This window comes from Cohnella sp. SGD-V74, assembly GCF_003001675.1.
Taxonomy (GTDB): Bacteria; Bacillota; Bacilli; order Paenibacillales; family Paenibacillaceae; genus Cohnella.
In genome coordinates, this window is the sequence record NZ_PVYW01000007.1 from 187,913 (window position 1) to 209,804 (window position 21,892).

Below are 21,892 nucleotides of genomic sequence, written 5' to 3' on the forward strand. Positions count from 1 at the left end.
TCTTCCTTTCCTAATGGGGATGAAATACGCAAGCTACTCTTTCTCCCGAAGCTGCCGCATGTACTCCGTCACCTTCCGGTCTTCCTCCAGCGGATACGCGCAGCCGAGCTTGTCTGCTACGGCCAAGCCCGCGGCCCGGGTCAGCCGCCCCGTCTCGAACAGCGCGTCCCAGATACGCTCCGGGTCGCCGTCCGCATACGTGCGGTAGTAGGACGCCCACAGCTCCTCCGGCAAAAACCGCTCCAACCAGCGCCCCGCCTTGCCGACGTTCACCGTCCAGCCGTTGTTCATGCCGACGTGCCAGCTCAGCAGCTTCACGACCGCGTCCCGCACGACGGCGTCGAGCATGAACTTGGCGTATGGAATCTCGCCTCGTACTAACCCCTTCGCCACATTCGTCGAGCACCACCAAATCTCGTTGAACGCCTTTTCCACCTCTTGCTTATCGGGTTTCACCGTCACGTAGGATCGATCGCTCGAAGGCGGGACCTCGCCCATACGTCCGTCCTTGTCCAGCAGCACCTTCATCAAGCTGTCCTCGATCTCCGCCACCGTATCCGCGCGCCGGAAGGACAAGTCGACGCGCACCCCGTCCGTGAACAGCATGAGGAAAATCTCCCAAGCTTCGCCGTCCTCCTCGGCTTGATTGTGCTGCATGATCATCAGCTCGCCGAATTCGGCGGCAATCCAGCTCTGATCCTCGGCGGACGAGGCGATATCCGTCACACCGTAAATCACGTCATAGTCCCGCAATTCGTCCTGCTCGACGTTCGGGTTGACGCGAGAACCGTTCAGCAGCACGACGCGCACCCGCGCATCCCGATCGGCGAAGGCCAGCAACCGTCCGAACACTTCCTTTTCCTGCCTCATAACAACCTCCGCGAATCTCCTGTTTTCTTCAGTCTACCGGAACAAGTTTTTTTTTCCAACAACCGCTTTACTCTGGAGTTACTCCATAGTTTAAGATAGAGGAGAAACGAACCGTTCCTATTCCTGCAGCCCATTCGGGAAGGAGACGACGGAGATGGAGTTTATAAGAAGGGTAGCGGGCAACGTCAGAAAAGCGTTTCGTTTTACGAGCACGGGATTGTCGCTAAAGGAAAAGTGGAGGCTCGCGCTCCCCGGTCCGATTCTGTCGGTCGGAGGCGTGCTCATCCACAATGTCTTCATCAAGTATTACACCGATATTATCGGCTTAAGCCCGACGATGGTCGGCTGGGCATACGTCATCTACAACATCTGGAACGCGATCAACGATCCGTTCATCGGCGTCTGGATCGACAAAATGAGGCACAGGCCGAGACGAGGCAAATACGTCTACGTCATGCGCGTAACCGTGCCGTTCATGATCCTCTCTTCGTTCGCGATGATGCTGTCGAGCCCGTCCTGGGACGAGTGGATGATTTTCCTTTTGTATACGGTGGAATTGTTCATCTACGATACGGCGGCAACGGCCTACAGCATCGCCTATCAGTCCTATACGCTGATCGCCGCTCCGACGAAGGAAGAGCGCGTCGACGTGAACATTATCCAGAACTACGTCTCCCAAGGGATGTCGTTCCTGGTGACGATGATTCCGACGATGCTGCTGGTCGGCGACGGCAAGAGGGAGGTCATTCTCCCGATTTTCTCCCTGGTCATCCTGGCCGAGTCAATATTCTTCGCCCTGGCGCTAAGGGGGCTGAGAGACGACGCCAAAATGTACGAAAGTCTCGAAACCCAGCACTTCGACCTGAGAGACGTATGGAAAGAGGCGTGGCAGATCATCAAATCCCGTCCTTTTTTCTCGTATATTCTGTTCTCTATCATCACGGTCGGGCCGATCGGCTTCTACTTCACGCCGTTCTTGTACTACATGGACGATGTCATGGATGTAAGCGGTCTCACCGCGACGATCGTCGACGTGAGCACGCATGTGGCCGTTCTGCTCGTGCTTCCCGCGGCAGGTTATTTCATCAAGAAAAACGGTACGAAGATCAGCGTCTACTGGGGGACGATCGCCGCCGTGCTCGGGTATGTCGGGATTTTCCTGGCTCCGAACCTCTGGCTGGCCGCGATCTCCTATACGCTTGTCGTGTTTACGGTCAACTACATTCGCACCGCGGCGGCGCCCATGGGCTCGCTGATCATCGACGAGAACGAGAGGACGACCGGAGTGAGGAAAACGGGACTGTTCAACGGCTTGTTCTCGGTGTTTACCGTCGCTTTCTCAAGCTTGCAGACGGTGATCTTCATTAATATCATCGGCGCGTACGGGTACGACGGGACGGCGGACGTCCAGACGGATTCGGCGGTGTTCGGCATTCGGCTGGCGGCGGGAATCGTTCCTCTGGCCGCGGTCCTGCTGGGGTTGATCCCTCTGGCGCTGTATCCGTTCGATAAGAAAAAGGAAGAGGAAATTTCGGCGTTCAGCAACCGGGCGCGGAGAGGGGACGGGGTTTAGATGGGCGATCCGTCGTTGAGGCTGAGTTTTACGATCGGGGAAGTGTCGCAAATACTGGACATTCCCGTAGATACGCTGCGCTACTATGACAAAATCGGGCTGCTGGCCCCGCATGTTCGCGACACGAACAAGTACAGATATTACGACCTGGAGCAGTTCGACTCGCTGATTACAATCCGCATGCTCAGGGCGATGGAGGTGCCGATCGAGCGCATCCAGGAGCTGCTGAAGGAGCGGGAGCTGACCGGAATTCAAGGGCTGCTGAGGGAGAAAAGAACGGACATCGACCGCAGGCTGGCGTACTTGAACCGGTTGTCCGGCAAGCTCGACTCGCTGCACGCGAAGCTTCGCAAGTTCGAGGATGCGGATACGATCGAACTGGTGAAAACGGAGCCCGCCTGGGTGCTGCTGACCGACTCGATCATGGAAAGCGGCGACCGCAAGCTCGGAAGCCGGGTTCAGGAGCAGGTGCGCCGCATTCGCGAGCCGAAGGAATGGGTGGCTTTCTGCCATATTATCTCTATCGTATCGCAGGAGAATTTGCAGGCGGGCCGCTACCACAACTATTTGAACAACGGCATCCTCTCCACTCACCCGATGGACGGGGAGGGAGAGACGTTCCGGAAGCTCGAGCCGTTCTACTGCGCCAGAAAATACGTCGTCATCGGCAAGGACGATTACGCCAAGCTGGACGAACACTACGAGCATATGAAAGCTTTTATCGCCCGCCGCGGCTTTCGCATTGCCGGCCATTCGCTGGAAATCAATCTATACAACCAATACGACCGTCACTATATCGAGATTCATATTCCGATCGCGGAGAAATAAGGAGGTCATTGTCCATGAAAAAATTGTCGGCTCAAGCTCAGCGCATCGTCAACGAGGACGGAGCGCACGTCATTCTTCACGGCGTCAATCTGGTCTGCAAGGACAAGAAGAAAGGGTATGTTGAGCCTTGCGACGAGAGCTTGTTCACTTGGTTCCGCGAGCAGGGCTACAACGTTATAAGGCTGGGACTCATCTGGGACGGGGTAGAACCCGAACCGGGAGCGTACGACGACGTCTATCTCGGCAAGATCAAACAGCAGGCAGCTTGGGCGGAGCAGAACGGCATCTACGTGTTCCTCGACATGCATCAGGATTTGTACAGCTCGCTGTACGGGGACGGGGCGCCGGAATGGGCGACGCTGCACGACGGTCTGCCGCATGCAGAGGGCCAGCTCTGGAGCGACGCCTATCTGGAGAGCCCGGCCGTCAATCGGGCATTGGATCGCTTCTGGGACAACGCCCCGGGGCCGGGCGGCGTCGGCTTGCAGGATCGTTACGCGGCGATGTGGCGGCATGTGGCCGAATTTTTCTCCGACTGCCCGAATCTGATCGGCTACGATCTGATGAACGAGCCTTATCCGGGGACGGACGGGCAAGAGGTGCTGGGCGCAATTATCGCGGCTTACGCGGAGAAGGTGCTCGGGCTGGAGAACGCCGATGCCGGGCAGCTCGGGGAACTGTGGTTCGACGAGGAGAAGAAGCTGGAAGTGCTGGCCGGCATGGCCAAAATGGAAGTGTACCGTCCGCTCGTGGAGAGCGCGGCGGAAGCGTCCCAACGCTTCGAACGGGAGAAGCTGTCCCCGTTCTTCGACAGGACGGCCGAAGCGATCCGCTCGGTTGACCGGGAACGGCTGCTGCTGCTGGAAACGAGCTATTTTGCGAACATGGGCATCGAATCCGGCCTTCAGCCTGCGGCAGACCGATCGGGGAATAGGGATGCGGGGATGATCTATGCTCCGCACGGCTACGACCTGGTCGTCGATACGGATCACTACGAGGCGTACAACCAGGATCGCGTCGACCTGATCTTCGAAGTTCACCGCCGCGTTCAGCAGCGGTTGAACGTTCCCGCCCTGATCGGGGAGTGGGGCGCGTTTAACGGAAACCCGGCTACGCACGGCTTGACGCGGGCCATCGTCGCCTTGTTCGAAGGCTATCTGTGGAGCAGCACGTATTGGTGCTGGGTGGACGGCTTCAAGGAAGCCCCTTACGCCTCGGCGCTTAATCGGGCTTATCCGCAGGCGACGGGCGGAGAGCTGCTCCGCTATCGCTACGATTACGATGCCGGACGGCTGGAGATGGACTTCGTGCCGAACGGAGCAGAGACGGTGATCTACCACCCGCAAGCGTCCGGCCTGACCGGCAGCGATATTCTGATCATTGGCGCGGAAGGCTGCTTGACGGAGATCCGGCCCTACGACGGCGCGCAGGGCGGACTGGTCATCATGCGCGCGCCGCAGGGAGAGGCTTCCGTATCCGTTCGGATCGGCGGATAATCGCGGCTACTTGATAATCATGACCGGGACGGGGGCATGCAGGATGACGTTATGGCTGACGCTTCCGACCATCAGCTCCCGGAACGCGCCGAGTCCCCGGCTGCCCATGACGATCAGATCGCAGCCTTCGCGATCGGCATAGTCGAGAATGGCCGAGGCCGGCGATCCGGCGAGAATGACGACATTGGCTCCGGGCGCGTCCCCCAGACGCCTCTTCACGAGGTCGATGATTTCCTCTCCGTGCTTTTTCACCTGCTCCTGATAGGATTCCGGCTGGACGAAGGTCATGTCCGCTACCGTAACCGGCTGCAGATTGATGACGTGGGCGACGGTGAGCCGGATCTGCGCTTCGGAACGAGCGAACTGTATAGCCTTGTCGAGCGCTCTGTTCGCCGGTTCGGAGCCGTCGTACGGAACGAGAATATGGTTGAAAATCATGCGAATTCCCCCTTAATCGTTATACAGTCCAATTTACCCTGAAGGGGGATGCGCCAAACGCTGGTGACGGGGATGCATGCGTGCCGGCGATAATCCGATCGCAGTTGGAATCGGAGTCGTGCTCGGAACTATGGTATGATACGGTTAACGTGTTTTACTTATAGTGACGAAGAGGGTTGGTATCGGAATGCATCTGTTATCCGTTGAAAATATATCGAAGAGCTACAGCGACAAAATGTTGTTCGAGAACGTGACGTTCGGCGTCGAGAGCGGGGACAAAGTCGGCATCATCGGCGTGAACGGCACGGGCAAGTCGACGCTGCTGAAGGTGATCGCGGGCCTGGAGCCGCCGGATTCCGGCCAGGTGTCGATCGGCCGCTCCGTCGTGCTTCGCATGCTTGCCCAGGATCCGTCGTTCGGACCGGAGGAAACCGCGCTGGAGCACGTTCTGGGCGGCGACTCTCCGCAGCTTCGGGCGGTGCGGGAGCATGCCGCGGTGCTGAAGGAGCTGGAGCTTCGCCCCGGCGATGCCGGCTTGCAGGAGCGGCTCATCGCCGCCAATGCCAAGATGGACGAGCTGAACGCGTGGCAGTTGGAAAGCGAAGCGAAGACCGCGCTTACGAAGCTGGGCATTCTGGACGTCCACGGCCAGGTAGCGGCGTTCTCGGGCGGTCAGCGCAAGCGCGTGGCGATGGCGGCGGCGCTGCTGCAGCCGTCCGACGTGCTCATTCTGGACGAACCGACGAACCATATCGACAACGATTCCGTCGCTTGGCTCGAAGGGATGCTGCAGAAGCGCAAAGGCGCGCTGCTGATGATTACGCACGACCGTTATTTCCTCGACCGGGTCAGCAACCGGGTGATCGAGCTGGATCGCGGCTCGGCGTATTTCTATGAAGCGAACTACAGCCGGTTTCTGGAGCTGAAGCTGGAGCGGGAGGAGCGCGAGGCCGCCTCGGAGGCCAAGCGTCAAAACCTGCTGCGGGGCGAGCTGGCTTGGATTCGCCGCGGAGCGCAGGCTCGTTCGACGAAGCAGAAGGCGCGGATCGATCGCTTCGAAGCTTTGAAGGAGCAGGGACCCAAGAGCGCGGCGGGCAAGCTGGACGTGTCCGTAGCATCGGCGAGGCTCGGCAAGAAAATAATCGAGATCGAGCATTTGCGGAAAAGCATCGGCGGCCGCGAGCTGATCCGCGACCTCAGCTACATCGCGGTGCCGGAGGATCGCGTGGGCATCGTCGGGCGCAACGGGAGCGGGAAGTCGACGCTGCTCAAGATGATCGCCGGGAAGCTGCAGCCGGACGGCGGGCGCGTGGAACTGGGGCCGACGGTGAAGCTGGGCTGGTTCAGCCAGGAGCACGAGGAGATGGACGAGTCGCTTCGGGTGATGGAATATATCCGCGAAGGGGCCGAACAGGTGAAGACCGCGGATGGCACGACGATCTCCGCGGGGCAGATGCTGGAGCGGTTTCTTTTTCCGCCTGCGGTGCAGTGGTCCGTCATCTCCAAGCTGTCCGGCGGGGAGAAGAGACGGCTGCAACTGCTGCGGGTGCTGATGAACGCGCCCAACGTGCTGCTGTTGGACGAGCCGACCAACGATCTGGACATTGCGACGTTGACGGTGCTTGAAGATTATTTGGACGATTTTCCCGGCGTCGTCATCGCGGTGTCGCACGACCGTTACTTCCTGGATCGGACGGTGGATCGCATTCTGGCGTTCGAGGGGGACGGCGTCGTTGCCGAGCATACGGGCAACTACTCCGATTACCAGGCTTACGCCGAGAGGCGGGAGGCGGAGAAGCAGGCGGCGGCCGTCCCGGCGAAGGCTTCGGGGGCGCCGGTGACGGGGGCGGCTGTTCAGGAGCGCAAAGACCGCCCGGTTCTGAAAATGTCCTACAAGGACCAGAAGGATTTCGAGCAGATCGACGGCTGGATCGCCGAGGCGGAAGATGCGCTCGCCGCCGTAGCCTCCCGCATGGAGGAAGCGGCGAGCGATTCGGGCCGGCTGCAGCAGCTAATGGAGGAGCAGACCGCGCTGGAGGCGAAGCTTGATACACTGCTGGAGCGCTGGACGGAGCTGAACGAACTGGCCGAGCAGATCGCAGCGAACAAGAGCGGGCGGGGCTGAGACCGGCCGGCGGCCCGACTTCGGCCCCGCTTGGACTTAGCAGTCTTCCGGACCGCTATTTTGTCCACGATTCAGAAAGTGTAAAATCCGCTATCCTTATCTGAATCGTCTCCGACAAAACGCCTTCGGCGTCCTCTGGACGATGAAGACGTTATTGCTTGGTTAGTGGGAGTTACGGCGAGCTAACGACCTGATAGGCCGTTAACGGAGGGCGAGCGGGAGAGTTGGCGCGACTAACGGTCTGGTAGACCGCTAACGCGCCGAACCGCTTACTCTCCCGGGTAGGAGAAAGCAACCTCGTGGATGCTGAGCTTGGCGCCGAGCATGATGCCGGAGCCGGGCTTCGGTTGCCCGCCGTGCCCGGTTTGTCCTTCGCCATGGCCGGCTGGACCTGCCGCTGAGCTGCCTTCGGGCTTCGGGCGTGAGTGGGCGTGAGCTTGCTTGAAGGCGTCGCTGTTGACCCACCCTTCGAATGACTCTTTGTTTTCCCACGTCGTGCATACTTTCAGTTCATCGTGTTCCTCCAGCGACTCGGTCAGCAGCTCCATGCGGATAAAGCCAGGTGCGTGTTGAACGCCCTTCGGATTTTTGAATCGTTCGGCGACTTCGGCAACATGGCCCGATTTCACGCGAATTGTATTGATGGCGACGATCACGGTCGTAACCCCCTTCGAGATTGAGATCACCTTAAGTGTACCAAATCTCGCCATCCGCCGCTCGCTGCCTCCAACCGAACGCCGCTATCGCTTCGCTCCGTACCTCGTCATTCCCTCCGAATTATGCTCCCAGTTGAACGCCGCTATCGCTTCGCCCTGTTCCTCTCTTTTCCCGCCGAACTACGCCTCCAACCGAACGCCGATGTCCATTCGCTCAGCTTCTCGCCAATAGTGCGCCGCCACCGCAATGTCGAAAGCGGCCATGCCCATCGGATTGAAGAAAATTGGGGTCTCCCGCGCCACGGAGCGAAGTCCGTCAGCGCCAACGGTCTCTGTCAGCGTCAACGTTTCTTCCTCTCTCAACCCCTCTTGCAGATGCAATTGCTCGACGTCGGTGTTCTCTCGGCACACTTCCGGCCAGCTGTCGACGACGACTTGCGTTCCGGTTACGCACTTCGACTCGTAATCCCGCAGCGAGACGTTCAGCAGCAGCGAACCCGGCGCCGGTCGTTCGTCGATGTACCTCGTCGGCGCAACGGTGCAGGTCACGATGATATCGCTCCCCCGGTAAGCCTCCTGCCACGTATCGCATATCGTCGTCTCCGCGCGTTCCGTCCCCACACGGACCGTCTCCGGATCGATCCCGCGAACGTCGAACAGCCTCACGCTTTCTATCCGATCGCCGAAAAGGGTCATCATCATTTCATCATGCATTCTCCCGATCGGCCCCCACCCGATAATGCCGATCTTGCAGCGCTCGCGCCGGCCCAAGCGGAAATACGCCCGAAGCATCGCCGCGCTCACTGCCGCCGTTCGCAGCTCGTTCAGCCGTCCGCCGCACAGGAACGCCACGGGAACGCCGGTCCCGGGATCGTTCAGGACGATCGAGCCGTGCGCTCGCGGCAGTCCTCGCCGGACGTTGTCGGGAAAGCTGGCGATCCACTTGATGCCGCTCATCTCTGTATCGCCGCCGACGAAGGCGGGCATGGCGATAATCCGGTTGCCGGGCTCCCGGAAACGCAAATACGGCTTAAGCGGCTGAACCGCCTCCGGGGTTCCCAGCAGAGAGGCCGTCCGTTCGACGAGCCCGGCCAACGAGGGCCAATCCGTGCCGATCTGGCGGATATGTCCGTCGTTCAGGTAGATCATGTCCACGGTGCCTCCTTTTTCGAGTTAACGCAAAGTGGGGGCCGCGAACGGAACTTTGAGCGCCCTTGCGTACGTCCCCTGCACGGTCGAGCGCAAAATTTGGTTCTCCCCAAGGTTGGCTCACACATTTTCCATCGTCCACTCGTCGCTGTACACCGTATCCAAGTACCGGTCGCCGCGATCCGGCAAAATCGCCGCGCAGACCGCACCGGCGGGGATCTCGTCCCGAAGCGAGCGGATCGCCGCCAGCACGCCGCCCGAGGAGGCGCCGGCGAGAATCGCCTCCGAGCGCAGCAGCTCCCGGCACGTCTCGACGCACTCCCGTTCCGTGACGTACACGATCCGATCGATCAGCTCGGGCCGCGCGATCGGAGGAACTACGGCCGCCCCAAGCCCGGGAAACTTCCGAGCTCCCTTCGTCCCGCCGAAGATGACGCTGCCCGCCGCGTCCACCGCCACAATCCGGGAAGGCGCGCCGCTGTCCTTCAACCGCTCGGCACAGCCCCGGATCGTCCCGCACGAGCTGACTCCGCAGAACAAATAATCGATGCGCGGCAGCGCCTCCAGCATCTCCGGCATCGTCGTGTCATAATGGGCCATGTAATTGTTCGGGTTGCCGTACTGGTTCGTCCAGTAGCAGTCGCCGATCTGCCGCTGCAGCCGCTTCACCCGCGCGATCCGGGCGGGCAAATAGTCTCCGCTTGCCGGGTCCGGAGAAGCGACAAGCTCGATCTCGCCCCCGAGAAGCCGAATGAGCCGCAGATGGCTCTCCGTCGTGCGGGGGTCTACGACGCATATAAAACGCAGTCCAAGCCCCCGGCAGAGCTGAGCGAGACTGACGGCCATATTGCCCGAGCTCGATTCGATGACGGTCGTTCCCCGGCGAATGTCCCCGGAACGAATCGCTTCCCGTACAATTCGCAGCGCGGGGCGGTCTTTGGCGCTGCCGCCCGGATTCATCATCTCCAGCTTGCCGTAGACGCGGAACGCCGCGTCCCGGAACAGCCTGCGCAGAGGCACGAGCGGCGTCCTTCCGATCGCGGCCCCTATGCCGACAAGCGCATCCTCAGGGTTCATCAGGCCTGAGCCGTATGCATCCATCCGCCGATCCCCTCAGTCGTAGAAAATTTTCTTTCGCTTGATCGCCGTTCCTTCGCAGGAAGCTTCCTCGGGTACGACCCGGATCGCCTCCAGAATGCCTCCCCGGATCATGGCGCCGATCTCGGGAATGCGCTCCGCCAGCTCCCGTTCGATACTCTCGTATACGGCAGGATCAGCCTGGCTCCGGCTGCCGACATGCACGGACAATTTGTTCCCCCGCACGCGAACGGCTACGTTGGCTTCCTTCAAGTGGCGGTAGACGACGTTCTCGATGTCGTACACGCTGATTTTCTCGCCGTGCTTCAGCTCCGGACCGATGCGCCGCACGATGGCCTCGAAGCTCTGCCGCCATTGCCCGTTCACGCGAATCGGACGCAAATCCCGCACGACGTCGTAGGTGACGAACCGCAATGCGGGAAACAGCTCGCGCACGAACGAAGTCAGCACAAGCACGGACTCGCCTTCCTGGAGCGGCTCCATTCCGCCGCCGAGCCCTTCCGCCGGAACGCCTTCGGCTTTAATGCCTTCGGCGAACAGATAACGTCCATGCTCGTGCGAATAGCCGGCGATCGTGCCGATCTCGATCGAGCCGTACGTGTCCGTTACGTTTTCTTCGTTCAGCCCGAGCCTTCCGGCTACGCTGCGGCGCCATGCGGGAGCGGCGATCTCGCCGACCAGGACGACGCCGCGGATTCCGTAGGAGGCAGGATCGTCCTCGCTCGCTTCCAACAGACGGTCTAGAATCGACGGCATCGTATAGAGAACGTGGGGTCTAAGCGTCCTGAGACGCTCCAGATGCCGGACGATCGGCTGCTCGAACGAGATGGAATCCGCCGCAATGCCGATTCTCGCGAATACGTCCAGGGCGGTGCCCGCCGCGTGGCCCGTTCCCATGTCAGAGAGCGCTGTAGAAGCGCCGGTCGGCGCGATCATGCGGCGGAACATTTCGGCTTTGATGCGAACGTAATGACTCTCGTCTTCCGCGGAGTAGAAAATCGTTTTCCGACGGTTCGTGCTCGTTCCCGACGTCCGGTAGGACGTCACCCGGCCGGCGACGTCATCCTCCGCGTAGGGCCGTTCGCGGCTATAGTAGTACCGTTCCAGCAGTTCGGACGTCATCAGGGGAAGCCGGTCGATCGAGCGAACCGAGAACCGGTCGATGCCCGCGTCCGCAAGCAGTTGACCGTACCAGGGAAACACGCGAACGGTCCGGTCTATTTTATCGTGAAAGGGCGACGCACTCATGGCCATTCCTCCGCTTCCGCCTCCAAAGGTCGATAATCATAATATATGTGCGGGAGCGGCGCGCGTTCTTCCTTGCGGCAATGGGCCTTGGCCCTGCCTTCTCATGCGGGTTGCCCATACAGTATTCATAAGCGGATAGATCCCTGCGGGAAAAAGAGGAGCTGACGAGGAAATTGAGCAGGCAGACGAGAATTACGAGCAAGTGGATCAAGACGAAGCTGCTGGAGGGCTCTGCCGCATTGGCTCTTCACATTCCGGCCACGCGGCGATTGACGGCGGTCACGCTCGGGCGGATGCTGAGCAAGCATCGGATGGTATACATTAAGCCGGTGTCCGGTTCGTGCGGCATCGGCGTCATGAGAGTAGACCGAGCGCATGGCAAATGGACCGCGCGCGACGGCGTAAAGCGCCATGTTTTCCCAGGCTATTCGGCTTTGTTCAGGTGGATTCGGACGAGGATAGGCAGGGAGCCTTACCTGGTACAGCGAGGCATTCATGTGTTGAGGCTCGGAGGGCGGCCGATCGATTACCGCGTCATGATCCAGAAGGGCCGCAAAGTCGGCTGGAAGGTGACGGGGATGGCCGCCCGGGTAGCGTCGCCCCGCAAGGCGGTGACGAACGGCAGCCAGGGAGGCAGCATCTACGAAGCGCGCGGGCTGCTGCGGCGCACGGCGGGACACAGCCGCGCTTCCAAGCTGCTGAGCGAGTTCGACCGGTTGGCGCATGCGACGGCGCGGCGGTTCGATCGAGCTTATCCCCGGATTCGGGAGCTCGGACTGGATATTGCCGTAGATCGGAGCAAGAGGTCTTGGATCATCGAGGTGAACACGCGGCCCGATCCTTGTCCGTTCACGAAACTGCCCGACCGGTCGATGCTTCGCCGCATCGTCAGCTTCGCGCGCAGCTACGGTCGGACGTACAATCTGACCTGCCTGAAAGCGAGAAGAGGAAGCCGCTAATCTCGGCCGCTCCGTCAATCAGTTGCTCGAAATATTGCCCTGATTGACGATGACGGTGCTGACGTCGCATTTGAGTATCAGGCGAGGGTAGTAGCGTTCTCTCCACGCAGTCAGTTCTTCGTAAGGAAGGAGCCCTCTGAAATGTTGTCCTGCGCCCGTGGGATCGGATTTCGCTTTCAGCAACTTTTCGTATAACAGCTCGTATCGGGTCCGAATCTGTTCCGTCAGTTCGCTGGCGATCTCGTCCTCGCTCTTGTCGTCGTGCTTCTCTTTGACGATGGCCGACAGCTGCATCCGGGTATGGAGAACGGGGCGGCCGTCCACGATCGACCCGCGATGGCGGGTCGAATTGCGGACGATCAGCAGGCTGGACGACTTCGTAACCTCCAGAACCGCGTCCTCGATCTGATTGTTCGCGATATTGACGAGCAGCGATTGCTCCGGAGGAATCTGCCCAACCATCCGATCTTTGCTCATCAAGGCGGAGCCTTCGAATTCCAGCATCGTCGATGTGCCAGCGCGGATCACGGGCAGAGCGATGTCCTTCGTCTCCGAATGGATCGTCTCGAAGGCTTGCCATAACGCCGAAAGCGTAATTTGCGGATCCCATCCGGCGTTCTTGTTGAAGAAATTCATGAACGAGCTGCCGTTCTGCACGACGGAGTTTCCGGTTTTGCGGAGGAAGCTCTCCATGTCTTCGTTCGTGACGGCGAGCAGCGCCTTCATGGGAATTTCCTGCGTACGCATGGCGAAGGCGATCTCGTCCTGAATTCCCTCCTCTGCGACTTTGCGGTCGAACAGAATCAGCTGCATGTGCGTGAGGTCCAAATTGCTTTCGATATTCATGTCCAGATGGGAGATCGCCTTGCTCAGCGTAGCCGCTTCGGCCGATACGACCAGAATGCGGATGTTGCGAGCGGTAGGGACAGGCACCTGGAGCGATACTTTGTATTTGTGATCCTTGCTGTACGAGATGCCCATGATGATGGGGAGCACGCGATGGTTGATGTCTTTGATGTCCCAACAGCCCGGCAGCACCGTCAGCGCGCAGATCAGAGCGATGCAGGAGGGGAGGCGGCGCGGTCGAATCATGAAGCGGCTCTCCTTCGCGACAGGATCAGGCCTCTCCACAGGACGGCGGCGGGGATGGCGAACACGGCCAGAATGCGGAGCCAGGTTTCCCAGAACAGCATATTCTGCAGCCAATCCCACCCGGGAATCATCAGTCCCCAGACGAATAAAGCGACGGCGGCTGCCGCGATTACCGGCTTCTCCGGGCATTTCGGAAACCGCTTGTGAACGATTCGGCCGATCGACCAGAGCAGGAACGAAGCGTGGACGGACACGAAGGCCATAATGGAGACGGCGTAGAACAGAGTTACCCGGTCGAAAACAAGCCATAGCAGACTGACGCTGTCCATCGTGGCGAGAAAAGGGAATACGAGCAATCTCGCGGCGGGCGTTCCGAAAACGAGAATCGGAATGTGCAGGGCAATCAGGCAGAGCGCCCAGATCGGCAGCATGGTCAGGAAGACGCCGCGCGGGCGCAGCGGGCTCAGAGGGGGCAGCATGCCAATGACGAGGAACGGCGAGACGACGAACATGGAAGAGTAGAACTCCTGCTTGCGCAAGAAGTCGAAGCTCGAATTCCACAACGGATAAAGGTAATGAAAGTCGGCATTCTTGAAGCAACTGCTCAGCGCGAACAAGAGCACGGGCAGGAAGAGGGCCGAGAAGACGACGTTGGCCCGCAGGATGGAGTCCCCGCCCATAAAAGCGCCGAACATGAACAGCAGGACAAGCAGGGCAAGCAGCGCCCACATCGGGGTGTTCGCGACGAACATGATCCGAACCAGCTCGGCGAAACTTCTCATCACCATCAGCGAGACCAGCAGAAAATAGGCGACAAGAGGAGCCAGCAGCAGGAGCGAGGCCACCTTGCCCAGCGGGATGAACAAGTCGGCGAAGTCTTTGCCGGGAACTCTGGCAAGTCCGGCCAGCAGCAGGAAGAGGCACAAGGCTTCGATGCAGATATAGACGATTGCCGGCTGCCAATGCGCGTAGGCGGTCGTTCGAAGCGTCGCATGCGCGTAGAGGAAAAAGATCAACCCTGTATGAGTCCCGACGATGAAAAGATAGGTCGGCAGGCGGGAGGCGTTCCGTTGCAACGTTGCTTCATTCCTTTCTTGGGGAATCGCGGCGCGGGCGCAAGCGCTCCTACCGCAATCGCATAAACGGAATTCCGTACCAGCGGATGCTGCTCATGTACAAGATGAAGCCGATCAGACCCGCGAACAAACCCATTACGCCGTACATCGCGCTTAAGCAGACGATGGAGTATTTCAGGAACCGGATCGTTAACGCGTTATTGAATCCGACCAGCGTAAAGTTGGCGATCGTCGTGGCCGCCAGCACGATGATGACCAGATTGCTCACGAGCTGGGCTTGCACGACGGCCTGTCCCAAGATGATGCCTCCTACCATGGTGATCGTCGGGCCGATGCTTTTGGGCAGGCGAAGACTGGCTTCCACGACCATTTCGATAATAAACAGCATGATGATGATCTCGATGAATGCCGGATAGGGCACGTCGAGTCGGCTCATCGCCAGCGATAGGGCAAGCTCGATCTTGAGCGTCTCCGGATTGACCGCGATCAGCGCGACGTACAAGCCCGGAAGCAGGAGCGCGACCAGCAAGCCGATGATCCGCACGGCGCGGATGGCGAGCATGAGCGGGTAGGGAAAATGCTTGTCGGAGAACATCGCAAAAAAGTTGCGGATGGACGATGGCGTAATCGCCGCGGTGCATTGCCCGTCCATCAGAATAGCGACCCTGCCTCGGAGCAATTCTTCGGACACTTGTTCCGGCAGCTCGGTGTTGTACAGCGGAGAAATCAATTGCCAGCGCGTTCCCGTCAACTGGGAGATAAGCGCTTGGTCGCTGCGAACCGGTTGGCGGGAAGGGGCGCTTAAGCGGCCGCGGATCTCGGTCACCAGCTGCGGGGGAGCTTCGCTTCGCAAGTAGACGAGCGCAATGCGCTTGTCGGCGGAGCCTCTAAGGGAGACGTATTCCACCTGCAGATCCGCCGATACGAACGTTTGCCGAAGCAGCCCGACGTTCGTATTCAAGTCTTCCACGAACGCGGCGGAGGGGGCCCCCACAATAGTTTCTTCCTTCGGGAGGTCGACTGTTCTCCTAAGCTCGGCAGGCTCGGATTCCAGCACGAAAGCTCTAGAGCCGTCGCCGGACAGAACGGCCAGCTTGCCTTGGAGCAGCTTGCCCAGCAGCTCCGAAGAAGGCACAAACTCGCCGAACAGCCTCGCGGCCAACTCCTCGAACGAACAGGAGATTTCGGGAAGGCTGCCAAGCAATTCGTACCGGGTTTTGGCACGTTGAATCAGGGATTCGAGTCCCGCGATCCAGACGGGAGTTCCGCGGAGCACGAACGGTTCGATTTTCAAATCTTCGCGGCTGGCCGCCGCTTGCTGGAGATCGGCTAAGCAGGAATTGGCGCGCATGGTCGACGAGCACCTCCGTTACTCCGTAGCATTGACAATGTTTGGGGAAACCACTCGGATTTTTTTCTTCCTCGTATCTGGAGAGAATAACGCGAGGAAACCGATACGGCGCAGTTGCGTATTACAGACAAGATGGACATGAAATCAGGGAGGAATAGCAATGAATTGTCCGGTATGCGACGATACACGCATGAGAGAAGTGGAGAAGAACGGAATTCTCATCGACGTCTGCCCGACGTGCAAAGGGGTGTGGCTGGACCGGGGCGAGCTGGAGAAGCTGATGCAGGACGTCAGGGAAGTTCGCCAAGACTATAATGAATGGTATTACGGCAATTCTTCGGGAGCGTACGAGCAACAGAGAGGGGCATATCCTCCCCAGCACCAGCAGCCGCACTATCCCCCTCCGCAGCAGCAATACCCTCTTCCGCAGCAACCGTATCCCCAACACGGTCGCTACCCGTACAAGAAAAAGAAGAAAAGCGTCATGGACCTTTTCGGAGATTTGTTCGACTAAGCGCCGCGAGGCTATAACCGACGTTCCAGCCAATCGGGAGTTCCCGGTTGGTTTTTTGCATATATCAGACTTACATGCCGCTTCGCGGCATCGCCTGCAGGCTCGCTCAATAAGCCTGTAGAGTGGGCTTGTCCAGCGGTCGCATCTCCATGAACATGACGAATCAGGAAGGATTTTCCTATCCATTTGTCGAAAAAAGGAGGCATACATCGAAAAAGCAAAGGTTGTGTAGACATTGTTCTGTACGCAATGCGGACAAGAAATACCCGAGCAAGCGAGATTCTGCGGTCACTGCGGGGCGTCGGTCGCCGTTCGCGCCGAGGCGGAACCTGCGGGAGAGCCGGCAGAAAGGCAGTCGGAATGGCCGGCGAACCCGGCGGATCGGCAGGAGCCCCCGGCAGCTCCGAATCCGATCGACGATCCCGACGAAGAAGTTCGGGCGTTTGTGCAGCGGAACACCGACTACTATTTGCGCAAGTGGAGCAAAACGCCCGATCCCGGAAAAGGCCTCGGTTGGAACTGGGCCGCGTTTTTCCTTCCTTATTTCTGGTTGGGCTACCGCAAACAATACGTCGCTCTGTTCGGGCTGGCAGCCCTATGGCTGGCGATCGACATCGTGGATTTTGCCGCCGATCTGGAGATGAACAATGGAAGTATCGGGCTCTCTATTTCGGCAGGATGCGCAATCAGCGCCAACTCGTGGTATTACAGGTACGTGACCCGGCAAATCGGGAAAGTCAGTCAACACCCGACGGCCTGGGATCGACCCGTCAAGCTTGAGATGCTGGCCAGAAAGGGAGGAACGAGCTGGAAGGGCGTATTTCTATCAATCGGATTGCTCTTGACGTACGTGTTCATCTATATGTTTGTCCTGTTTCCGAATTACGGCAAAACGGAGATCGAGTTCGGGCGTTCCGAATCCGGCGGTATCGTCAGGGAGCGAACGACCGTATTCGAGGAGGAGGCTCCTATTCATTACTCCTTCGAATTTCCGGGAAACGGAGGGCATGTCGAAGTCGTGCTTGAAGTTCGGGAAGGGTCCACCAGCCAGGTCGTGGAACGCTGGCCGCTGGACGTTCCTCCTGATTGGCCGGGCGTACACCATAGCTTCTATGCCCCCGAAGCGGGGAAGTACACGCTCAAGATCATCAAGGACGACAGGGTCATTTCCAAAGGGAAGTTTACGGTAGAAAAGTAAATCTTCCGATTAAGTCAAGGGGCTGTCCCGTAAGTCCAGGTCAGTAAGCTCGCACAGGTGCGTATCACTCGCATCCGGGCCCGGCCCAGTGCAATAAGCCCGCCCGGCGAGCGTATCGCTCGCATCCGGGTCCGGGGCGTGGCAATAAGCCCGCGAGGCGAGCGTATCGCTCGCATCCGGGCCCGGCCCGGTGCAATAAGCGCGCGAGGCGTGCGTATCGCTCGCATCCGGGCCCGGCCCGGTGCAATAAGCCCGCCCGGCGTGCGTATCGCTCGGGTCCGGGGCCGGCCGAGAACAATAAGCGCACACCGCGTGAAGGCTTTAGTTGACGGTAAAGTCGGCCACGCCGATGGACAAATTAAATTGGCGGATTCGCGAAAGCGGTCTTTCCTGGTACGGGAAGCTTCTCAAATCGCCGAATGCCAGCGCGTCTTGCAGCGCCGCATGCCGGCTCATCTCCTCGACGGCTGCTTGCCTGAGAGCGGCAAGCACGTCGGGGCGGGCATCCGCCAGCTGACGCAGCTCGTCCTTGTCCTCCTTCATATGGAAGAGCTGCTCTCGCCCTCCGTTGGCCATGAAGATGTACTTCCAGTCGGCGTCCCGCACCATCACCTTGAAGCGGGGCGTGCCGGGTTGGCCGTACCAGCCGAACAGGCGCTTGCGGGGAGAAGCCTCCCCGTACAAGCTGCCGAGGACGTCCGTTCCGTCCCGGGTCTGTCCGCTGCCTGCCGCATGAGTCGCGATGGAGAACAGGTCGGTGAGACAGACCAACTCGTCGCGCTTCTCCCCGCAAGGCAGCCTGGCCGGCCAGCTGAGCAGGAACGGCACGCGGGCCGCCGCGTCGAAGAAGCTTTCCTTCTGCCAGGTGCGATGGTCGCCCATATGATCCCCGTGATCGCTGTAGAAGCAGATCAGCGTATTATCGGGATCGGGTCCGGCCTCCACGGCGTCGAGAATTTTCCCGAGGCATTGGTCGATATACGTAATCTCGCCGTAGTATCTGGCCTTTAGCGCGCGGGCGCGGGGATCGTCGATGTCCTCCGCCCAGATGAGATGATTCATCCAGCTCAACTGTTCGTCCATCAAGTCGATGTCGGGATTTCCCCGGACGGGATTCGGCATCGCGTCCGGATTGTACATGCGGTTGAACGGAACGGGCGGAGCGAAAGGCGGATGGGGTCCGATGAACGAGACGAACCCGAAGTAAGGACGCCCATCCCCGCCGTCGCGGATTTGCTCGACTGCCCGGTCCGCGACCCAAGCCTCGACGGTTAACTCGGCCGGAAGCGGGCTCGTCTGCGGCATATAGTACATGTCGGTGCGCTCTCCGTGCAATTGCTCAAGATGCGCGTACTCGGGATGCTCCCGGGCAATGAATTGCGCATAGTCGTCCCCGAGCCATTGCTCCTCGTCGTTCATCAATTCCTCGGTGCGCAGCTGCACGTCGTATCCCAGATCCTCGTTCCATGGATCGGTGTGGAACTTGCCGATGCCGAACGTCCGGTATCCCAAGCCCTTCATCGTTCTCGGCAAATACGGTCCGCAGCGCTCTTCCATGGCGGCGGGTTGGCCCGCCGCCAAATTCGGCCCTTCGTTATCGTAGTACCCGGTATGGTAAGGCTCCCTCCCGGTTCGGATCGTGTATCTGGCCGGCACGCATACGGGGCAGGTGGAATACGCCTTGTCGAAGCTCAGGCCGCGCGCGGCGAGCCGGTCCATATTGGGCGTCCGGACGATGCCGTTGCCGAGGGCGCCGACGGAGTCCGCGCGAAGCTGGTCGCACATGACGAGCAGAATGTTCGGTTGTTTCATGAAGCGGACCCTCCCGTCGGTTTATTTCTTGATGCCGTAGTTGTTCGCTTCTGTCCAGTCGTTCGTCGTTTTGGCGCTGGCCATCCCTTTTGTCCATTCCGCGTTCCACTCGGAGGTCAGCTTGTCGATGTCGACCGAGCCGCCGAGGTAGAGCTGCAGCGATTTGACGAGGAAGTCGGAAAATTCCTTGATCGTGGCCGGACCGGTATAGTTGGCCCGCCGAATGTCTTCGTTCTGAAGCACGAAGCCCTTGAGCTTCTCCGGCAGATCGGCGTTGTTGATCGTCGGCAGCAGGCTCAGGTCAGAGGCCAGCTTTCCTTCGATCTCCGGGGAGGTCAAATATTGAATGAGATCGATCGAAGCGTCCAGCTTCGCTCCCTTGGCGGTCGTGGAGACGGCCCAGGATTCATTGGCGGCGCCGCCCAGGACGACGGATTTCTCCATCGCTTCGGGGAATTGCGCTTTCGTAATGATCGGAATCGGCATGCCGCCGTATTCGAAGCTGCGGCCTTCCATATCTTCCACGAGCGTCAGGTCGGCCGAGTTGAGCATGACCATGGCCGCTTTGCCGGTCAACCAGAGCTGTTGGGCGGTTTTCTCGTCGATGCCGTTGAAGTCCTTGTTCCAATACTGGGAAAATTGCTTGAACAGCTCGAGTCCGTCGCGGAACGGATACTTGGCGTAATCGATCAGGCCGAGGTCGGTGGCGCGGGCCAGCTCGTTCTTGATGACCAGGTTGTCGCCGTCCACGTCCATCTGCTTTCTAAGCTGCTCGTCCAACTGCCCGAAGATCGAGGTCAGCGGCCAGCTCATGTGGCTGTTCGATTGGCCGGACATGGCCATAGGCGTGATGCCCGCGGCTTGCAGCTTTTCACAGGCTTCGATGAACTCGGGCCACGTCGTCGGAGCCTTGTCGATGCCCGCCTGCGCGAACAGCTCTTTGTTGTACAAAATCCGGATCATCGCGGTGTACGCCGGAACGGAGTTCAGGATGCCGTTGGCCGGGTTGATGCTGTCCTTGTAGAAGCTTGGCAGGAAAGTATCCTTCCAGGGCTGTCCCGGGTTGTAAGGAGATTCTTTCTCCAAATACGGCGTCAAGTCGTACACCTGCTCCTTGGCATAGTCCTCCCATACCCAGGCCATGCGGGTCAGCACGACTTCCGGCATGCTGCCGGCCGCCTGCTGGGTCACCATCCACGTCCGGTAGTTGTTGTCGGGAATAAAGGTGAATTCCACTTCGGTGCCGGTGCGGCTCTTATATTCGTCGAAAATCTCTTTGTACGTTTGTTCGACTCGTTGGGCGGTCGCATACTCGGCGCCCCAATAGGCGACGCTCAGCTTCTGGGCCGTGCCGGACGCCGCGGAGCCGGAAGCGGACGGAGATCCGGCGGCGCTGCTCCCGTTGTTGCCGTCGTTGCCGCCGCAAGCCGCCAGAGCGGACAGCGACAGCAGCAAGCTCGCGGCGAGCAGGCCCGATTTCTTGGACGTTCTTTTCATGGGTTGAACCCTCCAGTTGTCAGTAATCATGCTTATCTATATAAGCCCGTCCGGAGGACGTCTCTCCGGCGGGGATATATCCCGAATTCCGTCAGCCTTTGACGGCGCCTTGCGTCAGCCCGGATACGAACGGCTTCGTGGCCGCGAAGAACAGGATGAGCAGCGGCAGCGACGCGATGATATAGCCGGCCAGCTTGACCCCGTCCCCTTGGTTGATGTTGCCCGCGATCGTCGTGATCGCGAGAATGACGGGCTTGACCTTGTCGCCCGTGGTCACGACGAGCGACCAGACGAAGTTGTTCCAGATCTGCAGCCCCGACATGATGGCGACCGTGGCCAAGATCGGCTTGGAGAGCGGCAGGACGATGCGGGAGAAGATGCGGACGTCGCTTGCGCCCTCCATCTCGGCGGCCTCGTACAAGCTTCTCGACAGCCCTTCGAAGAAGGTGCGCATGAGCAGCACGCCCATCGCCGTATAGCTGGCCGCCGGGGGCAGCGCCTGTCCGATAATCGTGTTGTACATTCCCAGGTTCTTAATATTGATGAATTGCGGCACGAGAATGACAAAGCCGGGAATCATCAGCAGCATGATCATGAACGTGAAAGCCAGGTTTTTGAACGGAAAATCGTATTTGGCGAAAGCGTAGGCGGCCGTGGCCGACGCCGTCAGCGTCACCGCGATCCCGATCGTCGTCACAAGCAGCGAATTGACGATGGGGACGCGGATTTGACGGAACGCCTCCGAGAAGTTGTCGAAGTGGAACGGAGCCGCGAACATCCACGGGTTTTCGTAAATTTGCATCTGATGCTTAAAGGCCGAGACGACCATCACGTAAAACGGAAACATGGATAAGGCGAACAGGGCGACGGCGGTCACATTTACGCTTAGGCTTCCTTTTCTCATGCTGCACC

Annotated in this window: 19 protein-coding genes; 7 read left to right on the plus strand and 12 right to left on the minus strand. The window is 59.5% G+C overall.

Translation table 11 applies throughout. From position 1 onward, the window contains the following. Positions 1 to 33: 33 nt before the first annotated feature. Positions 34 to 870 (minus strand): aminoglycoside 6-adenylyltransferase, encoded by an 837-nt coding sequence (locus B0G52_RS13040; RefSeq protein WP_094044871.1) that lies wholly within the window; start codon positions 868 to 870, stop codon positions 34 to 36. Between the two features lie 154 nt (positions 871 to 1,024). On the opposite strand from B0G52_RS13040, the gene B0G52_RS13045 reads away from it, so the two are divergent. Genes B0G52_RS13045 through B0G52_RS13055 form a run of 3 tightly spaced genes read left to right on the plus strand, consistent with a single transcriptional unit; the run spans position 1,025 to position 4,767 of the window. Continuing rightward, positions 1,025 to 2,443 (plus strand): MFS transporter, encoded by a 1,419-nt coding sequence (locus B0G52_RS13045; RefSeq protein WP_094044874.1) that lies wholly within the window; start codon positions 1,025 to 1,027, stop codon positions 2,441 to 2,443. Beyond that, on the plus strand, positions 2,444 to 3,271 hold the full coding sequence (locus B0G52_RS13050) for a MerR family transcriptional regulator (RefSeq protein WP_094044876.1): 828 nt from the start codon (positions 2,444 to 2,446) through the stop codon (positions 3,269 to 3,271). A 14-nt stretch (positions 3,272 to 3,285) separates the two neighbouring features. Further along, entirely contained in the window at positions 3,286 to 4,767 is a 1,482-nt protein-coding gene (locus B0G52_RS13055) for a cellulase family glycosylhydrolase (RefSeq protein ID WP_094044878.1), read from the plus strand. A gap of 6 nt (positions 4,768 to 4,773) precedes the next feature. Here B0G52_RS13055 and B0G52_RS13060 read toward each other — a convergent pair whose 3' ends face one another. Continuing rightward, entirely contained in the window at positions 4,774 to 5,205 is a 432-nt protein-coding gene (locus B0G52_RS13060; protein WP_094044880.1) for a universal stress protein, read from the minus strand. A gap of 187 nt (positions 5,206 to 5,392) precedes the next feature. Here B0G52_RS13060 and B0G52_RS13065 point away from each other — a divergent pair, with 187 nt between their 5' ends. Beyond that, complete coding sequence (locus B0G52_RS13065) at positions 5,393 to 7,330, plus strand: ABC-F family ATP-binding cassette domain-containing protein (RefSeq protein ID WP_094044882.1); 1,938 nt, start codon at positions 5,393 to 5,395, stop codon at positions 7,328 to 7,330. A gap of 269 nt (positions 7,331 to 7,599) precedes the next feature. Here B0G52_RS13065 and B0G52_RS13070 read toward each other — a convergent pair whose 3' ends face one another. The 4 genes from B0G52_RS13070 to B0G52_RS13085 form a co-directional block, all read right to left on the minus strand. After that, positions 7,600 to 7,986: an antibiotic biosynthesis monooxygenase gene (locus B0G52_RS13070; RefSeq protein WP_094044884.1), complete on the minus strand. Its 387-nt coding sequence runs from the start codon at positions 7,984 to 7,986 to the stop codon at positions 7,600 to 7,602. A 180-nt stretch (positions 7,987 to 8,166) separates the two neighbouring features. Then, a complete protein-coding gene (locus B0G52_RS13075) occupies positions 8,167 to 9,135 on the minus strand; it encodes a 2,3-diaminopropionate biosynthesis protein SbnB (protein WP_094044886.1) in 969 nt (322 codons plus the stop codon). A 120-nt stretch (positions 9,136 to 9,255) separates the two neighbouring features. Continuing rightward, positions 9,256 to 10,236 (minus strand): 2,3-diaminopropionate biosynthesis protein SbnA, encoded by a 981-nt coding sequence (sbnA, locus tag B0G52_RS13080; RefSeq protein ID WP_233162644.1) that lies wholly within the window; start codon positions 10,234 to 10,236, stop codon positions 9,256 to 9,258. A 12-nt stretch (positions 10,237 to 10,248) separates the two neighbouring features. Further along, positions 10,249 to 11,481 (minus strand): phenylacetate--CoA ligase family protein, encoded by a 1,233-nt coding sequence (locus B0G52_RS13085; RefSeq protein WP_094044888.1) that lies wholly within the window; start codon positions 11,479 to 11,481, stop codon positions 10,249 to 10,251. A gap of 173 nt (positions 11,482 to 11,654) precedes the next feature. On the opposite strand from B0G52_RS13085, the gene B0G52_RS13090 reads away from it, so the two are divergent. Then, the gene (locus B0G52_RS13090) at positions 11,655 to 12,440 is read left to right on the plus strand and encodes a YheC/YheD family protein (protein ID WP_094044890.1); all 786 of its coding nucleotides are present in this window, start codon (positions 11,655 to 11,657) and stop codon (positions 12,438 to 12,440) included. A gap of 18 nt (positions 12,441 to 12,458) precedes the next feature. Here B0G52_RS13090 and B0G52_RS13095 read toward each other — a convergent pair whose 3' ends face one another. Genes B0G52_RS13095 through B0G52_RS13105 form a run of 3 tightly spaced genes read right to left on the minus strand, consistent with a single transcriptional unit; the run spans position 12,459 to position 15,959 of the window. Continuing rightward, positions 12,459 to 13,532, minus strand: a complete 1,074-nt coding sequence (locus B0G52_RS13095) for a Ger(x)C family spore germination protein (protein ID WP_158223696.1) — start codon at positions 13,530 to 13,532, stop codon at positions 12,459 to 12,461. Further along, positions 13,529 to 14,608, minus strand: coding sequence for a GerAB/ArcD/ProY family transporter (locus tag B0G52_RS13100; RefSeq protein ID WP_158223697.1), 1,080 nt, complete (start codon positions 14,606 to 14,608; stop codon positions 13,529 to 13,531). The genes B0G52_RS13095 and B0G52_RS13100 overlap by 4 nt, the downstream gene beginning before the upstream one ends. A 49-nt stretch (positions 14,609 to 14,657) precedes the next feature. After that, on the minus strand, positions 14,658 to 15,959 hold the full coding sequence (locus B0G52_RS13105) for a spore germination protein (protein WP_094044896.1): 1,302 nt from the start codon (positions 15,957 to 15,959) through the stop codon (positions 14,658 to 14,660). Positions 15,960 to 16,119: 160 nt separating this feature from the next. Here B0G52_RS13105 and B0G52_RS13110 point away from each other — a divergent pair, with 160 nt between their 5' ends. Together B0G52_RS13110 and B0G52_RS13115 are read left to right on the plus strand one after the other, a co-directional pair. Beyond that, complete coding sequence (locus B0G52_RS13110; protein ID WP_094044898.1) at positions 16,120 to 16,473, plus strand: TFIIB-type zinc ribbon-containing protein; 354 nt, start codon at positions 16,120 to 16,122, stop codon at positions 16,471 to 16,473. 235 nt (positions 16,474 to 16,708) lie between these two features. After that, positions 16,709 to 17,671 carry a DUF2628 domain-containing protein gene (locus B0G52_RS13115; RefSeq protein WP_094045103.1) on the plus strand — a complete coding sequence of 321 codons (963 nt, stop codon included), beginning with the start codon at positions 16,709 to 16,711 and terminating at the stop codon, positions 17,669 to 17,671. Positions 17,672 to 17,992: 321 nt separating this feature from the next. Here B0G52_RS13115 and B0G52_RS13120 read toward each other — a convergent pair whose 3' ends face one another. The 3 genes from B0G52_RS13120 to B0G52_RS13130 form a co-directional block, all read right to left on the minus strand. Continuing rightward, positions 17,993 to 19,483: a sulfatase family protein gene (locus B0G52_RS13120; RefSeq protein WP_094044900.1), complete on the minus strand. Its 1,491-nt coding sequence runs from the start codon at positions 19,481 to 19,483 to the stop codon at positions 17,993 to 17,995. A 21-nt stretch (positions 19,484 to 19,504) separates the two neighbouring features. Continuing rightward, a complete protein-coding gene (locus tag B0G52_RS13125; RefSeq protein ID WP_158223698.1) occupies positions 19,505 to 20,980 on the minus strand; it encodes an ABC transporter substrate-binding protein in 1,476 nt (491 codons plus the stop codon). A gap of 91 nt (positions 20,981 to 21,071) precedes the next feature. Then, the gene (locus B0G52_RS13130; protein WP_094044904.1) at positions 21,072 to 21,884 is read right to left on the minus strand and encodes a carbohydrate ABC transporter permease; all 813 of its coding nucleotides are present in this window, start codon (positions 21,882 to 21,884) and stop codon (positions 21,072 to 21,074) included. Between the last annotated feature and the right edge of the window lie 8 nt (positions 21,885 to 21,892).

Coding starts and splice junctions, on each gene's coding strand:
- B0G52_RS13055 (WP_094044878.1), top strand. CDS start 3,286: ATGAAAAAATTGTCGGCTCAAGCTCAGCGCATCGTCAACGAGGACGGA.
- B0G52_RS13060 (WP_094044880.1), bottom strand. CDS start 5,205: ATGATTTTCAACCATATTCTCGTTCCGTACGACGGCTCCGAACCGGCG.
- B0G52_RS13040 (WP_094044871.1), bottom strand. CDS start 870: ATGAGGCAGGAAAAGGAAGTGTTCGGACGGTTGCTGGCCTTCGCCGAT.
- B0G52_RS13075 (WP_094044886.1), bottom strand. CDS start 9,135: ATGATCTACCTGAACGACGGACATATCCGCCAGATCGGCACGGATTGG.
- B0G52_RS13095 (WP_158223696.1), bottom strand. CDS start 13,532: ATGATTCGACCGCGCCGCCTCCCCTCCTGCATCGCTCTGATCTGCGCG.
- B0G52_RS13050 (WP_094044876.1), top strand. CDS start 2,444: ATGGGCGATCCGTCGTTGAGGCTGAGTTTTACGATCGGGGAAGTGTCG.
- B0G52_RS13110 (WP_094044898.1), top strand. CDS start 16,120: ATGAATTGTCCGGTATGCGACGATACACGCATGAGAGAAGTGGAGAAG.
- B0G52_RS13105 (WP_094044896.1), bottom strand. CDS start 15,959: ATGCGCGCCAATTCCTGCTTAGCCGATCTCCAGCAAGCGGCGGCCAGC.
- B0G52_RS13120 (WP_094044900.1), bottom strand. CDS start 19,483: ATGAAACAACCGAACATTCTGCTCGTCATGTGCGACCAGCTTCGCGCG.
- B0G52_RS13125 (WP_158223698.1), bottom strand. CDS start 20,980: ATGAAAAGAACGTCCAAGAAATCGGGCCTGCTCGCCGCGAGCTTGCTG.
- B0G52_RS13065 (WP_094044882.1), top strand. CDS start 5,393: ATGCATCTGTTATCCGTTGAAAATATATCGAAGAGCTACAGCGACAAA.
- B0G52_RS13045 (WP_094044874.1), top strand. CDS start 1,025: ATGGAGTTTATAAGAAGGGTAGCGGGCAACGTCAGAAAAGCGTTTCGT.
- B0G52_RS13085 (WP_094044888.1), bottom strand. CDS start 11,481: ATGAGTGCGTCGCCCTTTCACGATAAAATAGACCGGACCGTTCGCGTG.
- B0G52_RS13130 (WP_094044904.1), bottom strand. CDS start 21,884: ATGAGAAAAGGAAGCCTAAGCGTAAATGTGACCGCCGTCGCCCTGTTC.
- sbnA (WP_233162644.1), bottom strand. CDS start 10,236: ATGGATGCATACGGCTCAGGCCTGATGAACCCTGAGGATGCGCTTGTC.